This window comes from Devosia sp. P1_H9 (genome assembly GCF_056405135.1).
Genome location: NZ_JBFUCQ010000018.1, coordinates 1 through 13486, shown reverse-complemented (window position 1 = coordinate 13486; position 13486 = coordinate 1). Strand labels below are relative to the sequence as shown.

The window sequence follows — 13486 nt, the reverse complement described above, 5'->3', positions numbered from 1 at the left end:
GGTCAGGGGCTCGTCTCGCCCTCGGCGAGCGCGGCCTCGGCGGTGCGAAAGGCCTGCTGCAGTTCTGCATGCACGGAGCGGGTGGTGGCAGGGGCGCCGAGGTGGAGGTGGCGCAGCTCGACCATGAAGTCGGCCCACATCGGCGGTCCGCCTTGTTCGAGGGCGATCGAGCGGGCCGCGAACAGCGGTGATGCGGGCAGGAACTGCGTGCCCCAGGTGCCCAGCGCCGCCATTACCGGCACCAGCGCGATCGATTTCTCGGTGAGGCTGTAGATGGTGCGCTGCTTGTGGCCCGGATCGGCCGCGGCGGTGATCATGCCCTCCTCGGTCAGGCGCTTCAGGCGATCGGCCAGGATGTTGGTGGCGATGCCCTCGAGGGAGTTGCCGTGCAGCTCACCATAGGTGCGCAGGTTGCCGAACATCATGTCGCGCAGCACTACGAGGCTCCAGCGGTCGCCGAGCACCTCGACGGAGAGGTTGATGGGGCATCCCGATCGCAAATCCACAGCTGCTCTGCTCCGACTTATCTGCTTGCAGTTTACAAGCAGTTTTGATCTGGGTATACCACTTGCACAATACAAGTGGTTGTGAAGCCGACCGCCGGCGGTGCCGTCGATACGAAATTGTCAGCCGTATGTCGAAACGCTCGCCTGCCATTCGTCTAGATGGCAGAGTCGTCCGGAGGAACCGAGAATGAACAGTCGTTATGGTTGGGTCATCGTCGCTGCGGGAGCGGTGATCACCTGTGTGGCGATGGGCGCGATGTTCGCGCTGCCCGTCTATCTGCAACCCATTGCCGAAGAGACCGGCTGGAGCCGTGCCGGCATTTCCGGCGCGATGACCATCGGCTTCATCGTGATGGGCGTAGCGGGGTTCGGCTGGGGGACGCTCAGCGACCGCATCGGCGCGCGACCGGTGGTGCTGATGGCCGCGGCGCTGCTCGGGCTGGGGCTCGTCATCGCCAGCAACGCCAGGGAGTTGTGGGTGTTCCAGTTCGCCTATGGCGGGCTGGTCGGGGCATCCGGTGGGGCGTTCTTTGCGCCGATCATTTCGACCACGCTGGGTTGGTTCGACAAGAACCGCAGCCTTGCGGTGTCGCTGGTTTCGGTGGGCGGCGGCGTAGCGCCGATGGTGATCACCCCGTTCGCGGGCTTCCTCACCGAGGGCTATGGCTGGCGCAGCGCCATGCTGTGGATCGCGATGGGCGCGCTGATCGTGATGATTCCGGCGACGTTGCTGATCCGCCGGCCGCCAGCGGTTGTCGATGCTCCGGTTCCCACCGCTGGTGGGGCAGCGCCGCGCAAGCAGTCGGCGGCCTGGTCGGCGCTCAAGACGCCGCAGTTCATCGTTCTCGCCGGGACCTTCTTTCTCTGCTGCGCTGCCCATTCGGGCCCGATCTTCCACACTGTCAGCTATGCGATGATCTGTGGCGCGTCGCTGGGCGCGGCGACGCTCATCTACTCGGTCGAGGGGATCGCCGGGCTGTTCGGGCGGCTGTTGTTCGGCACGCTGGCGGACCGGATCGGGGTGCGCAAGGTGATCGTGGGCGGCCTTGCGCTGCAGGCGGCCGGCATTTTCGCGTACATCTATCTCAGGGAAGTGTCGCAGTTCTACATGCTGGCATCGGTACTGGGTCTCGCCTATGGCGGCGTGATGCCGCTCTACTCGGTGCTGGCGCGTGAGTATTTCAGCCCGCGCGTCATGGGCACGGTGCTGGGCGCCGCGACCATGACGTCAAGCATCGGCATGGCCTTCGGCCCGGTGGGCGGCGGCTGGCTCTACGACACGTTCGGCACTTACCAGTGGCTCTACATCGCTTCGGCCGCCGTCGGCCTCGCCGCCGCCGGCATGGCGCTGGCCTTCCCGCCGGCCAAGAAGGCCGACGACCAGCAGGGCGATCTGCAGCCAGCCTGACCCTCAGTGCACGAACGGGCCCTCGTTCCCCCGTTCGTGCAACCCCCTACGTAGTTAACGAGGGGATAACGGCGGTTCCGACAGGGTAGCTGGGCAGCAGGACGGGGGCTCGGCAGCATGCAAGGATTGCGGTTCGTTATTTCTCCAGGTCGGGACACCTGGACGCTCAGCGTCGGGCGGACGGTGCTCGGCTATCACCGCAGTTCGGAGAAAGCGCTGCGGGCCGCGGTCGACATGGCCAAGCGCACGCGCGGCGAGAATTTCGTGATGCTGGAAACCCTAGACGGCAATCTGGAGCAGTGCTGGCCGGCGTGACACGCGCCGCCGGGACTGTCCGCTGAGGGCACGAATCTGCCAGCCGGGGAACAGGATCGCGAGCTTCATGGCGGTGGCGATCGAGGTTCGGATGATCCGCACTTCATGGCGAGGCGAAAGGCTGACGACCCGCAGCGCCGGCAGCGTGGTCAGGGCGTTGGCACTGAACATGGTCAGGCGCCAGGCGTCGCCCCTGGGCATGTGAATGATGTAGTCGCGCATCGCCGTCCTCCATACGACAACGGCAAGGGTAACCTGTCGCGCCTGAATGGCCGCTGACAGCGCAGCAAACGCGAGCACCCCAACGAGGAGACCATGCTCATCGTCGGAAAGCAGGGCCGCTGTCGCGGTGGCCTGACGGCTTAGTAGGCGGGCAGTTCCGGGCGGGTGGCGAGGGCGGTGTTGACGATGCCCTCGATGCGGGTGCGGTCGGCGCCGGAGATGGGCTTGCGGGGCAGGCGGACGCGCTCGTTGGAGCCGATCACCAGGGCCTCGACCAGCTTGATGTTCTGCACCAGGTAGGTCGACACATCGAGGTCGAGCAGCGGGCGGAACCAGCGATAGATCGCCAGCGCCTCGGCCTGGCGGCCCTGCTGCATCAGCTTGTAGATGGCCACGGTTTCCTTGGGGAAAGCCACGACGAGGCCGGCGATCCAGCCGACTGCGCCGACGGCCAGGGCCTCGAAGGCGTAGTTATCGACGCCGGTGAACACCGCCATCTTGCCTTGCAGCTTCACCACCGCGTCGGTGGTGCGGCGCAGGTCGTCGGAGCTCTCCTTGACGGCGACGAAGCGGCGGTCTTCGGCCAGCTCGAGCAGCATGTCGTTGGTGACGTCGACGCGGTAGGCCAGCCGGTTCGAGTAGACCATGATCGGCAGGTCGGAGGCCTCGGCCACGGCACGGAGCGAGGCGAGGGTCTCGTCGCGGTTGGTGTGGTAGACGGTCGAGGGCACCACCATCAGGCCGGACGCGCCGGCCTTGGCGCCGCGCTCGGCCAGGATGCAGGCTTCGCGCGTGCCGGCCTCGGCGACGGTGAGCAGGGCGGGGCGGCCGGCGGCGGCTTGCTGCACGGCGCGGAAGACGTCGAGCCGCTCGTCGTGGCTCAGCATCGGGCCTTCGCCGAGCGAACCGCAGGCGATCAGCCCGTCAACGCCGGCATCGATCTGCAGCTTGAAGCAGCGCTCCATCTCCTTGAAGTCGAGCGCGCCCGATTCGGTGAATTTGGTGGTGACTGCCGGGAGTATGCCTTGCCACATGATCGCTGGGTTCCGTTGGGACTGGCGAGGGTGTTAGCAAAGATTATGCAGTTTGTCGACAATCACTGTACAACGCAAACTGCGACGTCTGCGCGCGGCAGATTGGCTTGGGATCAGGGGTCGTAGGTGACGCTCAGATCGGCGGAGTTGCGCTCGCTCATGTAGCGCAGGAAGCGCTGGTGCACTTCCTCGGCGTGCTCGTGCGCCAGCCGCTCAGCGAGCGCCTCGTCGCGCGCAGCGATGGCGGCGATCTGCTCGTCGTGGGCGTCGCGGAGGCTCTCGGGCAGGCTGTCGCCGTAGGAGCGGAAGTAGAGCCGCAGGGTGCGGCGGCCCTCATCGAGAATGCGGCGGTAGGTGTCGGTGAGGATGCGATTGCGGCCGGCCGCCGCCATGGCGAGGTGCAGCTTGGCGTTCTGGGTGATCATGCCGAGTGCGTCGTTGGCGATGACGCGGCGACGGAACTCCTCGTTGGCGGCGCGGATGGTGACGAGGTCTTCCTCGGTGCGGAAGCGGGCGGCGAGGCGGAACACGGCGCGCTGGATCAGGTCGAGCGCGTCGACATAGTTCGGGAACTCGTCGAGGTTCAGCGGCGTCACCACGGTGCCTTTGTTGGGGACGGTCTGCACGAGGCCATCGGCCGCGAGCCGCACCAGCGCTTCGCGCACCGGCGATCGGGAGACGTTGAAGCGCTCGGCGAGGTTGGCTTCGTCGATCAGCTGGCCGGGGCGCAGCTCCAGGGACAGGATCTCGTCGCGCAGGCGCTCGAACACCAGGATGGCGCCGAAGCCGTGCGCCGGTTCGCCAGGGGTAGGGGCCTTGATCCTCTTGGTCCGCTTGGTGGCCATTGCACTCAGTCCTTGTCTCCGGCCGCCGCGACGAGGCGCGCCGCAGCCAAATCCTCTATCGCTGCACCTACCGATTTGAACAGGGTGATTTCATCTGCCCGGGTGCGACCGGGGTGGGCGCCGGTCACCAGCGCCGCGAGGTCGGCGGCGACGTCGGTCCAGGCGAAGCGGGCTTCGGTTATGGCGTGGAGCAGGTCGCCTGCCTCGGCCTGCGCGCCGCCCAGCGTATCGATGAAGACGGTGGAGCGGGCGACCGCCACCGAATCGGTTTCGCGCATTTGCGGCGTGAAGGCGCCGACGAGGTCCAGATGGGTCCCCGGGCGCAGCCTCGCGCCGCGGATCAGTGGTTCACGCGAGAGGGTGGCCGCGGAGACGATGTCGGCCACGCCGAGTGCCTCGTCGAGATCGTCGACCACCTGCGCGCCGGTTTCGGCGGCGAAGGCGCTGGCCTGCTCCGGCCGGCGGGTCCAGATCAGCACGCGCTCGATCGGGCGCACGGTGCGGTGTGCCTCGATCAGCAATCGCGCGAGGCGGCCGGCGCCGACCATCAGCAGGGTCGCGCTATCGGGGCGCGACAATTTCGCCGACGCCAGCGCCGAGGTGGCGGCTGTGCGGCGGGCGGTCAGCGTGCCGCCGTCGATGAGCGCCAGCATCTGCCCGGTGCGGCCATCGAACAGGACGTAGGCGGCACTGACGGCGGGCAACCCGAGCGTGCCGTTGGAGGGGAAGATGTTGGCGAGTTTCACCCCGTAATGCTCGCCTTCGATCCATGCCGGCATGATCAGGCCAGTGCCATCCATGGCGCCCGGAACAGCGATCGTGTGGATGTGGCGGTCGGGCGCGACATGCGGCGAGGCGAAGGCTTTTTCCAATGCTTCCATCAGCTTGGCCCAGGGGGTTGCTGCCGTAACTGCCGCTGCGTCGAAGCTGCGAAACGTCATGAAATCCCGCCTGTCGAGGGTAGCTTGCCACATTGCATACAGTTTGCCTACTATGTCGCATGGATGCCGGCAATCCTGCCGACCCTCATCCTAGAGGAACTGGGGAGTTAACGAATGAAGTGGACACCGCTGGTTGCGACAGCAGCCTTCCTGACCATGCTCACGGTACCGCCGGCCTTTGCCGACAAGCTCGACGACATCATCGCTTCGGGCGTGCTGCGCTGCGCCATCGTGCTGGATTTCCCGCCGATGGGGTCGCGCGATGCGAGCAACAACCCGATCGGTTTCGACGTCGACACCTGCAACGATCTGGCCAAGGCGCTCGGGGTCACGGCCGAATATGTCGAGACACCGTTCCCGGACCGTATTCCGGCGCTGGTTTCCGGTCGCGCCGACGTCGGCGTCGCCTCGACCTCCGATACGCTCGAGCGTGGCAAGACCATCGGCTTCTCGATTCCGTACTTCGCCTTCACCTTCAACGTGGTGACGCGCAAGGATGCCGGGATCGACTCCTATGACAGCCTCAAGGGCCACAAGGTCGGCTCGACTTCGGGCACCTACGAGGCGATCCGCCTCGAGGACGACGTGAAGAACTGGGCCGATCCGGCGGGCACCTTCCAGGCCTTCCAGTCGCAGGCCGACGTGTTCCTGGCGCTGTCGCAGGGCGCGATCGACGGTACCGCGGTGACCTCGACGGTTGCCTATGCCACTGCCAACGACCCGAACTTCTCCAACCTGATGGTCGGCGGCGCGGCTCCCTATGCGATCGACTACGTGTCGCTGATCTCGCTGCGCGAAGAGTATGGGCTGATCAACTACCTCAACCTGTTCGTGAACCAGCAGATCCGCACCGGCCGCTACAAGGAGCTCTACAACAAGTGGATCGGGCCGGGCGAGCCGCCGAACCTGTTGATCCCGGGCGTCTACTACTAAGCGCGCGATCGTGACCAGGGGGGCGCCCGAGGCGCTCCCCTTTTGGTCGCGAGAGTGATTTGATCAGCACGAACTCGGGGTTGGGAGCGATGTTCAAGTACACCTTCCATTGGCGACCGGCGTTCCAGGCGTTGCCGCAGCTGCTCGAGGGAGCGCTCGTCACGCTGCAACTGGCTGTGCTCTCGATGCTGATCGGCGTGGCGCTCGGGGTGGCGCTGGCGTTGATGCGCAACTCGAAGAGCAGGGTGCTCAATTTCGTCGGCGCTGCCTGGGTGGAGATCGCCCGCAATACGCCGGCGCTGTTCCAGATCTACATGGCGTATTTCGGCCTCGGCCAGCTCGGCATCCATGTCTCCAGTTTCGCGGCGCTGCTCGCCGGCATCACTTTCAATAATGCCGGGTACCTCGCCGAGACGTTCCGCGGCGGCTTGCGCGCTGTGCCGCAGACGCAGGAGCGCGCCGCCCGTTCGCTGGGCTTTTCGGCGCCCGCGGCGTTCCGGCTGATCGTTTTGCCGCAGATGTTCCGCGTGGTGTTCTATCCGATGACCAACCAGGCGGTGTGGGCGATCCTGATGACCTCGCTGGGCGTCGTCGTCGGGCTCAACAGCGACCTCACGGGGGTGACGCAGGAACTCAATGTCCGTACCTTCCGGACCTTCGAGTATTTCGCCATCGCGGCGATGCTCTACTACCTGATCGCCAAGATCGTGACCCTCGGTGCCCGCCTGATCGGCTGGCGGCTGTTCCGGTACTAGGAGGGCGCGATGGGCTTCAAGACGGCAATCACGCTCCCCGATCTCCTGTTCCTTGCGCAGGGCGCGGGCTGGACGCTGCTGATCACGCTGATCGCAGTGGGTGCCGGCTCGATCTTGGGCGTCATCTTCGGGGTGTTTCGCGCCAGCGTGCCCTGGTGGGCGAGCGTCTGGCTGGGGTTCCTGCTCGATATCTTCCGCTCGGTGCCGCTGCTGATCCAGCTGGTGCTGGTCAACTCGTTCGTGCCGATGTTCGGGCTGAAGTTCACGCCGTTCACGGTGAGCTGCCTGGTGCTGGCGATCTATACCTCGGCCTACTGCTCCGAGATTGCCCGGGCCGGGGTGCTGGCGGTGCCGATCACCACGCGCCGCGCGGCCCGTTCGCTGGGGATGACCTGGTGGCAGGACATGACGCAGATCGTCTACCCGATCGGGCTCAGGATCATGCTGCCGAGCTGGATCGGGCTGGCGCTGGGCGTGATGAAGGACACGGCACTGGTGGGCTGGATCGGGGTGATCGAGCTGCTGAAGAGCTCGCAGATCCTCATCACCCGGATGCAGAACGAGCCGCTGTTCATCCTCTTCATCGCCGGGCTGATCTACTTCCTCATCAGCTTCCCGATATCACGCTGGGGCGCCAGGCTCGAGCAGAGGTTCCGCGAAAATGATTGAGATCGAAAACGTCACCAAGACCTTCGGCAGCCTGACGGTGCTCGACGGCGTCAGCCTCACCGTCAACAAGGGCGAGGTGGTGTCGATCATCGGCGGCTCGGGTTCGGGCAAATCGACGCTGCTGATGTGCATCAACGGGCTGGAGCCGATCCAGGGTGGGCGCATTGTCGTCGATGGCACGGAAGTTCATGCGCGCGGCACCGACCTCAACAAACTCAGGCAGAAGATCGGCATCGTCTTCCAGCAATGGAACGCCTTCCCGCATCTGACGGTGCTGGAGAACGTCACGCTGGCGCTGCGCAAGGTGCTCGGCAAATCGCGCGACGAGGCCGATGGGATCGCCAAGAAGCAGCTCGAGCACGTGGGGCTCGGCGAGAAGTTCAACGTCTATCCGAGCAAGCTGTCGGGCGGCCAGCAGCAGCGCATGGCGATCGCCCGGGCGCTGGCAATGGAGCCGCAATACATGCTGTTCGACGAGGTGACCTCGGCCCTCGATCCGCAGCTGGTGGGTGAGGTGCTCGACACGATGCGACTGCTCGCGCGGGAGGGGATGACGATGATCCTCGTCACGCACGAGATGAATTTCGCCCGTGAAGTGTCGGATCGCGTGGCGTTCTTCAAGTCGGGCAAGATCCATGAGATCGGCAGTCCGCAGCAGATCTTCGATGCGCCGCAGACGCCTGAGACCAAGGCGTTCCTCAACTCCGTCCTCTAGGCTTTCCATGCGTTCCAGCAAGCTCGTGCATATCGTTTCCGCCCATGCCGAGGGCGAGGTCGGCGACGTCATCGTCGGCGGCGTGGCGCCCCCGCCTGGCGACACCGTGTGGGAGCAGCGCAACTTCATCGCCAGCGACGAAACGCTGCGCAACTTCGTGCTGAACGAGCCGCGGGGTGGAGTGTTTCGCCACGTGAGCCTGCTGGTGCCGCCGAAGAACCCGGCGGCGCAGATGGGCTGGATCGTGATGGAGCCGCAGGATACGCCGCCGATGTCGGGGTCGAACTCGATGTGCGTTTCGACTGTGCTGCTCGATACCGGCATCCTGCCGATGACGGAGCCGGTCACCAAGCTGGTGCTGGAGGCGCCGGGTGGGCTGATCGAGGTCATGGCGGAGTGCCGCGATGGCAAGGCCGAGCGCATCCACGTCACCAACCACCCGTCCTTTGTCGACAAGCTCGATGCGATGATCGAGGTGGAGGGGATCGGCTCGCTGCGCGTCGACACCGCCTATGGCGGCGACAGCTTCGTGTTCGTATCGGCGGCGCGGCTCGGCTTCTCGCTGACCCCGGATGAGGCGCGCGATCTTGCCACCACCGGGATGAAGATCACCAGGGCGGCCAATGAGCAGCTGGGGTTTGTTCATCCCGAGAATGCGGGCTGGGACCATATCTCGTTCTGCCAGATCACCGCGCCGGTGGAGCGTGGCCCCAATGGGATACTGAGCGGCAAGAATGCGGTGGCCATCCGGCCGGGCAAGATCGATCGCTCGCCCTGCGGCACCGGTTGCTCGGCCCGCATAGCGGTGCTGCATGCGCGCGGCGAGATGCAGGTCGGCGAGCGCTTCATCGGGCGCTCGATTATCGATTCCGAGTTCCATTGCCGGATCGAGCGGGAGGTCCAGGTCGGGGGCAGGCCCGGCATCGTGCCGGTGATTTCCGGTCGGGCCTGGATCACCGGGACGCGGCAGGAAATGCTCGATCCCGCGGATCCCTGGCCTGCGGGCTATCGCCTCTCCGACACCTGGCCGCTCGAAGGACGCTTCTGATGAAGATCACCGCGATCAAATACTGGCAGGTCGACCTGCCGCTGCGCGAGGGCCGCTACAAGTGGAGCGGCGGCAACTTCATCGACGTGTTCGACTCGACAGTGGTGGCGGTGGAAACCGATGTGGGGATCACCGGCTATGCCGAATGCTGCCCGCTCGGCTCGGCGTACCTGCCGGCTTATGCCAAAGGGGTGCGGGCCGGGCTCGAGGAGATCGGGCCCAAGGTGATCGGCATGGACCCCACTGCGCTCGGGCCGCTCAACCGGCACATGGACGCGGTTCTGCGCGGGCATCCTTATGTGAAGGCGCCGATAGACACTGCCTGCTGGGACATTCTGGGCAAGGTCGCCGGACTGCCGGTGAAGACGCTGCTGGGCGGGGCGGAGCAGGAGAGCATCAAGCTCTACCGTGCCATCAGCCAGGAAGATGCTGGTGTCATGGCCGAGAAGATCGCGGGCTACCGGGCCGAGGGCTATACGAAGTTTCAGCTGAAGGTCGGGGGTGACGCCAATGACGACATCGCGCGGATCAAGGCCTGCCGTGCCATCCTCAAGCCGACCGATATCCTCGTCTGCGACGCCAATACCGGCTGGACCATGGCCGATGCGGCGCGCGTGGTGAACGCGGTGCGCGATCTCGACGTCTATATCGAGCAGCCCTGCATGAGCTACGACGAGAGCGTTTCGATCCGCCGCCGCACGGCCCTGCCGTTCGTTCTCGACGAGAATATCGACGGAGTGGGCATGCTGCAGAAGGGCCTCGCCGAGGACGCCTTCGATGTCATCAACCTCAAAATCTCCAAGGTCGGCGGGCTGACCAAGGCCAGGCAGATGCGCGACCTCTGCGTTGCCAACCGCATCCCGATGACCATCGAGGACACCTGGGGCGGCGACATCGTCACCGCAACCATCGCGCACCTGGCGCAATCGACGCCGGAAAGCCTCTGCTTCTCCGCCACCGACTTCAATTCGTACGGCACGGTGGACATCGCGGATGGCGCGCCCAAGCGCGTCAACGGCACGATGAAAGCCTCGGATGCGCCGGGGCTGGGCGTGACGCCGAAGTTCGAGGTGCTGGGCGCTGCGACCTCGATCGGCGGCTAGTCGCGGGTTCGGTTCTCCGGCCCGGCCGTCTCAGGTTTCTGCGGCGCCTTTGATGCCGTGGGCATCGCTTTCGCCGGGGACCAGTTCCATGGGCCAGAGGCGCTGGACCAGCCCCTGGGGGTAGATTTCCTCGTAGGCGGGCATCGAGGCGAGCAGGGATTCTCCCAGGGCCACACCGAGGTCGCGCAGCGACAGGCGGAAGCTGGTGAGCGTAGGCGAAAGAAAGCGCGATAGCGGCGACTCGCGGAAACCGATCACGGCGATGTCTCGGCCCGGACGCAGACCCGCCTCGTTCAGGCGTCGATAGAGACCGATGGCCATCTGCTCGTAGATCAGCACGACGGCTGTCGGCCGGTCCGGCATGGCCAGCAGTTCGTGCGCGATCTGGTAGCCGCCCTGCTCGGACGACGCTGCCCTGATGACGATGCCGGGTTCGAAGTCTATGCCGTGGCGGGCGAGGGCGGCCTTGTAGCCGTCGAGGTAAACGAAGCCTAGATTGATGTCGTTGCTGGGCACGCCCACGGCTATGCGGCGATGGCCTGCTGCCACCAGCCGATCCACCGCCCGGTTGACCACGTCCTCGAAATCCAGGTCGAGCCAGGGATAGTCGCCGTTGGTGCCGGAGCGGCCGAGGGCAACAAAGGGTATGCGGGCCTTGTTGAGAAACTCGATGCGCGCGTCCCTGCGGTGCGTGGCGGAGATGATCAGCGCATCGACCAGGCGCCGGGCCACGATACGCTGCACATACTGCGCTGGATCTTCCTCGGTCGGGCAGGGGAGCACGACGAGATCGAGGTGGTGGCGGCTCAACACGCTTTGTACGCCGTCGACCACGCCGAGAAAGAAGTTGTCGCCGTTATCGCCGGCGTTTCCGGATTCGATCATGAAGCCGATGGCGTTCGTCGTGCCTTGGCGAAGGCTGCGGCCGGACTGGTTGGGGACATAGCCGAACTCGGCGGCAGCCTCGAGCACGCGCTTGCGTGTCTCCTCATTGACATCCGGCCGACCGTTCAGGGCGCGCGAGACAGTGCCGATGGAGATGTCTAGCCGCTCGGCTAGCTGCCTGATCCCCTTCATGTTTCCCCCATTTTTTCCCCAGCCGAGACGGCGACTGGAAACGTTTACGAAAATCTATTGACACGGAAGTGATGCCGAATATAGCGTCGTAAACGTTTACGGAACACCGTTGGCGAGAACGCGACAACGCGCCGCCGACATCCCGTTGGGAGGAATCAACTTGTCATTTCGTGCCGTTTTGGCCGGGTGCGGAGCTATGTCTAGGGGTTGGCTCAAGGCGATTGCCGAGACGCCGGCCCTCAAGGACCGCATCACCATCGTCGGGCTCAATGACCTCAACACCGACGCGGCCGCCAGGCTAGCGACGGAGTTCGGGCTCAACCGCGCGGCGATCGAGAGCGATCTCGAGGCGCTGCTCAACGGCACCAAGCCCGACCTGATCTTCGATGTGGTCATTCCCGGAGCGCGACACGACGTGGTCGCTACCGGTCTGCGCCACGGCTGCCACGTGCTTTCCGAAAAGCCCATGGCGACCTCGATGGCCGAGGCACGCGAGCTGGTGGCGCTCGCAGCGGAGGCGAAACGGGTTCACGCCGTGGTGCAGAACCGGCGCTTCAACGAAGGCGTGCGCCGTATCCGCGCCACCATCGAAAGCGGGGCACTCGGCACGCTCAACGCCATCCATTGCGATTTCTTCGTCGGGGCGCATTTCGGTGGCTTCCGCGAAGAGATGGAGCATGTGCTGCTGGTCGACATGGCGATCCATACGCTGGATGCCGCCCGCTACATTTCCGGCAAGCAGCCGCTCGCCGTTTATTGCCACGAGGCCAACCCGAAAAGCTCGTGGTACGCGCATGGCTCGGTGGCCAACGCCATCTTCGAGTTCTCCGACGACGTGCTCTTCACCTATCGCGGCTCGTGGAGCGCCGAGGGCGCCAATACCAGCTGGGACTCGTCGTGGCGGATCGTCGGCTCGAAGGGCACGCTGCTGTGGGACGGCGCGGACAAATTCGAGGCCAACATCGTTGCCGGCAGCGAGGGCTTCTTCCGCCCGCTCGAGACGCTGCAGGTCGCGGCGCCTGCCGACCCCGACGAGACGCGCGGCCACGCGAGCGTCCTGCTCGATTTCATCGACGCCATCGAAGCGGGCAGGGCGCCCGAGACGGTGAGCTCGGACAACATCAACAGCCTCGCCATGGTTCGAGCCGTTCTTCTGGCAGACCACCAATGGCCAGGACCTGGCCGAACTGGGCAAGCGCAGCCTCGATGCCATCGGCAATCGCGACATCACCATCTCGACCCTCGGTATGTTCGGCAACCCGCTGGAAGACCAGGAGATGGATCGCCAGACGCTGCAGGGCTGGAAGGACTGCATCGACAACGCCCACCATTTCGGCGCGACCTGCGTTGCCGGCTTCACCGGCCGGGTGCGCGGCAAGCCGCTGACCGACAGCCTGCCGCGCTACAAAGAGGTGTGGTCCGAGCTCGCCAAGCGCGCCGCCGACAAGGGCGTGAAGATCGCCTTCGAGAACTGCGCCATGGATGGCAACTGGGCGACCGGCGACTGGAACATCGCCCACACTCCCGATGCCTGGGAACTGATGTTCAACGAGACCCCGGCCGACAATATCGGGCTCGAGTGGGAACCCTGTCACCAACTGGTCTACCTGATCGACCCGCTGCCGCAGGTCCGCAAGTGGGCGAAGAAGATCTTCCACGTGCACGGCAAGGACGCCACGGTCCGCTGGGACGTGATCAAGGAGCACGGCATCTTCGGCAAGGAGAAGTTCGTGTTCATGCGCACGCCGGGGTTCGGCGACAGCAACTGGACCGACATCATCTCCGAGCTGCGGCTCGCCGGATGGACCGGCTCGATCGACATCGAAGGCTGGCACGACCCGGTCTATCGCGACGCGCTTGAAATGACCGGACAGGTCCGGGCGCTCAACTATCTCAAGCATAGCCGCGGCGGCGA

Annotated in this window: 14 protein-coding genes and 2 pseudogenes; 10 read left to right on the top strand and 6 right to left on the bottom strand. The window is 65.3% G+C overall.

Annotation, left to right across the window (positions count from 1 at the left end; translation table 11 throughout):
- Positions 1–2: 2 nt before the first annotated feature.
- Complete coding sequence (locus AC1DYL_RS22100) at positions 3–506, bottom strand: winged helix-turn-helix transcriptional regulator (protein ID WP_477174795.1); 504 nt, start codon at positions 504–506, stop codon at positions 3–5.
- Between the two features lie 187 nt (positions 507–693).
- On the opposite strand from AC1DYL_RS22100, the gene AC1DYL_RS22095 reads away from it, so the two are divergent.
- Positions 694–1914 carry an MFS transporter gene (locus tag AC1DYL_RS22095; protein WP_477152191.1) on the top strand — a complete coding sequence of 407 codons (1221 nt, stop codon included), beginning with the start codon at positions 694–696 and terminating at the stop codon, positions 1912–1914.
- Between the two features lie 117 nt (positions 1915–2031).
- Positions 2032–2229, top strand: coding sequence for a hypothetical protein (locus AC1DYL_RS22090; protein WP_477174794.1), 198 nt, complete (start codon positions 2032–2034; stop codon positions 2227–2229).
- On the opposite strand, the gene AC1DYL_RS22085 is transcribed toward AC1DYL_RS22090, so the two are convergent.
- The 4 genes from AC1DYL_RS22085 to lhpI all read right to left on the bottom strand — a co-directional run bounded on the left by AC1DYL_RS22085 (position 2194) and on the right by lhpI (position 5271).
- On the bottom strand, positions 2194–2451 hold the full coding sequence (locus AC1DYL_RS22085) for a hypothetical protein (RefSeq protein ID WP_477174793.1): 258 nt from the start codon (positions 2449–2451) through the stop codon (positions 2194–2196). The two genes, AC1DYL_RS22090 and AC1DYL_RS22085, sit on opposite strands and share 36 nt — an antisense overlap.
- A 140-nt stretch (positions 2452–2591) precedes the next feature.
- Positions 2592–3485: a dihydrodipicolinate synthase family protein gene (locus AC1DYL_RS22080; RefSeq protein WP_477174792.1), complete on the bottom strand. Its 894-nt coding sequence runs from the start codon at positions 3483–3485 to the stop codon at positions 2592–2594.
- 113 nt (positions 3486–3598) lie between these two features.
- Positions 3599–4330: a GntR family transcriptional regulator gene (locus AC1DYL_RS22075; RefSeq protein WP_477174791.1), complete on the bottom strand. Its 732-nt coding sequence runs from the start codon at positions 4328–4330 to the stop codon at positions 3599–3601.
- Positions 4331–4335: 5 nt separating this feature from the next.
- Complete coding sequence (lhpI, locus tag AC1DYL_RS22070; protein WP_477174790.1) at positions 4336–5271, bottom strand: bifunctional Delta(1)-pyrroline-2-carboxylate/Delta(1)-piperideine-2-carboxylate reductase; 936 nt, start codon at positions 5269–5271, stop codon at positions 4336–4338.
- Positions 5272–5385: 114 nt separating this feature from the next.
- Here lhpI and AC1DYL_RS22065 point away from each other — a divergent pair, with 114 nt between their 5' ends.
- The 6 genes from AC1DYL_RS22065 to AC1DYL_RS22040 all read left to right on the top strand — a co-directional run bounded on the left by AC1DYL_RS22065 (position 5386) and on the right by AC1DYL_RS22040 (position 10494).
- Positions 5386–6204, top strand: a complete 819-nt coding sequence (locus AC1DYL_RS22065) for a transporter substrate-binding domain-containing protein (protein ID WP_477152196.1) — start codon at positions 5386–5388, stop codon at positions 6202–6204.
- Between the two features lie 89 nt (positions 6205–6293).
- Entirely contained in the window at positions 6294–6959 is a 666-nt protein-coding gene (locus AC1DYL_RS22060) for an amino acid ABC transporter permease (protein ID WP_477152204.1), read from the top strand.
- 9 nt (positions 6960–6968) lie between these two features.
- The gene (locus tag AC1DYL_RS22055) at positions 6969–7628 is read left to right on the top strand and encodes an amino acid ABC transporter permease (RefSeq protein ID WP_477152197.1); all 660 of its coding nucleotides are present in this window, start codon (positions 6969–6971) and stop codon (positions 7626–7628) included.
- Positions 7621–8343 carry an amino acid ABC transporter ATP-binding protein gene (locus AC1DYL_RS22050; RefSeq protein WP_477152198.1) on the top strand — a complete coding sequence of 241 codons (723 nt, stop codon included), beginning with the start codon at positions 7621–7623 and terminating at the stop codon, positions 8341–8343. Before AC1DYL_RS22055 ends, AC1DYL_RS22050 begins: the two co-directional genes overlap by 8 nt.
- A 7-nt stretch (positions 8344–8350) precedes the next feature.
- Positions 8351–9391: a trans-3-hydroxy-L-proline dehydratase gene (locus AC1DYL_RS22045; RefSeq protein ID WP_477174789.1), complete on the top strand. Its 1041-nt coding sequence runs from the start codon at positions 8351–8353 to the stop codon at positions 9389–9391.
- Entirely contained in the window at positions 9391–10494 is a 1104-nt protein-coding gene (locus tag AC1DYL_RS22040; protein ID WP_477174788.1) for a cis-3-hydroxy-L-proline dehydratase, read from the top strand. Before AC1DYL_RS22045 ends, AC1DYL_RS22040 begins: the two co-directional genes overlap by 1 nt.
- A gap of 30 nt (positions 10495–10524) precedes the next feature.
- On the opposite strand, the gene AC1DYL_RS22035 is transcribed toward AC1DYL_RS22040, so the two are convergent.
- Positions 10525–11571, bottom strand: coding sequence for a LacI family DNA-binding transcriptional regulator (locus AC1DYL_RS22035; protein WP_477174787.1), 1047 nt, complete (start codon positions 11569–11571; stop codon positions 10525–10527).
- 196 nt (positions 11572–11767) lie between these two features.
- On the opposite strand from AC1DYL_RS22035, the pseudogene AC1DYL_RS22030 reads away from it, so the two are divergent.
- Positions 11768–12724, top strand: a pseudogene (locus AC1DYL_RS22030) (Gfo/Idh/MocA family protein); the annotation flags it as partial.
- Positions 12711–13486: pseudogene (locus tag AC1DYL_RS22025) on the top strand (sugar phosphate isomerase/epimerase family protein); the annotation flags it as partial. The pseudogenes AC1DYL_RS22030 and AC1DYL_RS22025, both read left to right, overlap by 14 nt.

What these genes read in the sequence shown, in the direction of transcription:
- AC1DYL_RS22080 (WP_477174792.1), bottom strand. Translation starts at nt 3,485, where the DNA reads ATGTGGCAAGGCATACTCCCGGCAGTCACCACCAAATTCACCGAATCG.
- AC1DYL_RS22055 (WP_477152197.1), top strand. Translation starts at nt 6,969, where the DNA reads ATGGGCTTCAAGACGGCAATCACGCTCCCCGATCTCCTGTTCCTTGCG.
- AC1DYL_RS22095 (WP_477152191.1), top strand. Translation starts at nt 694, where the DNA reads ATGAACAGTCGTTATGGTTGGGTCATCGTCGCTGCGGGAGCGGTGATC.
- AC1DYL_RS22050 (WP_477152198.1), top strand. Translation starts at nt 7,621, where the DNA reads ATGATTGAGATCGAAAACGTCACCAAGACCTTCGGCAGCCTGACGGTG.
- AC1DYL_RS22090 (WP_477174794.1), top strand. Translation starts at nt 2,032, where the DNA reads ATGCAAGGATTGCGGTTCGTTATTTCTCCAGGTCGGGACACCTGGACG.
- AC1DYL_RS22035 (WP_477174787.1), bottom strand. Translation starts at nt 11,571, where the DNA reads ATGAAGGGGATCAGGCAGCTAGCCGAGCGGCTAGACATCTCCATCGGC.
- AC1DYL_RS22060 (WP_477152204.1), top strand. Translation starts at nt 6,294, where the DNA reads ATGTTCAAGTACACCTTCCATTGGCGACCGGCGTTCCAGGCGTTGCCG.
- lhpI (WP_477174790.1), bottom strand. Translation starts at nt 5,271, where the DNA reads ATGACGTTTCGCAGCTTCGACGCAGCGGCAGTTACGGCAGCAACCCCC.
- AC1DYL_RS22045 (WP_477174789.1), top strand. Translation starts at nt 8,351, where the DNA reads ATGCGTTCCAGCAAGCTCGTGCATATCGTTTCCGCCCATGCCGAGGGC.
- AC1DYL_RS22040 (WP_477174788.1), top strand. Translation starts at nt 9,391, where the DNA reads ATGAAGATCACCGCGATCAAATACTGGCAGGTCGACCTGCCGCTGCGC.
- AC1DYL_RS22075 (WP_477174791.1), bottom strand. Translation starts at nt 4,330, where the DNA reads ATGGCCACCAAGCGGACCAAGAGGATCAAGGCCCCTACCCCTGGCGAA.
- AC1DYL_RS22085 (WP_477174793.1), bottom strand. Translation starts at nt 2,451, where the DNA reads ATGCGCGACTACATCATTCACATGCCCAGGGGCGACGCCTGGCGCCTG.
- AC1DYL_RS22065 (WP_477152196.1), top strand. Translation starts at nt 5,386, where the DNA reads ATGAAGTGGACACCGCTGGTTGCGACAGCAGCCTTCCTGACCATGCTC.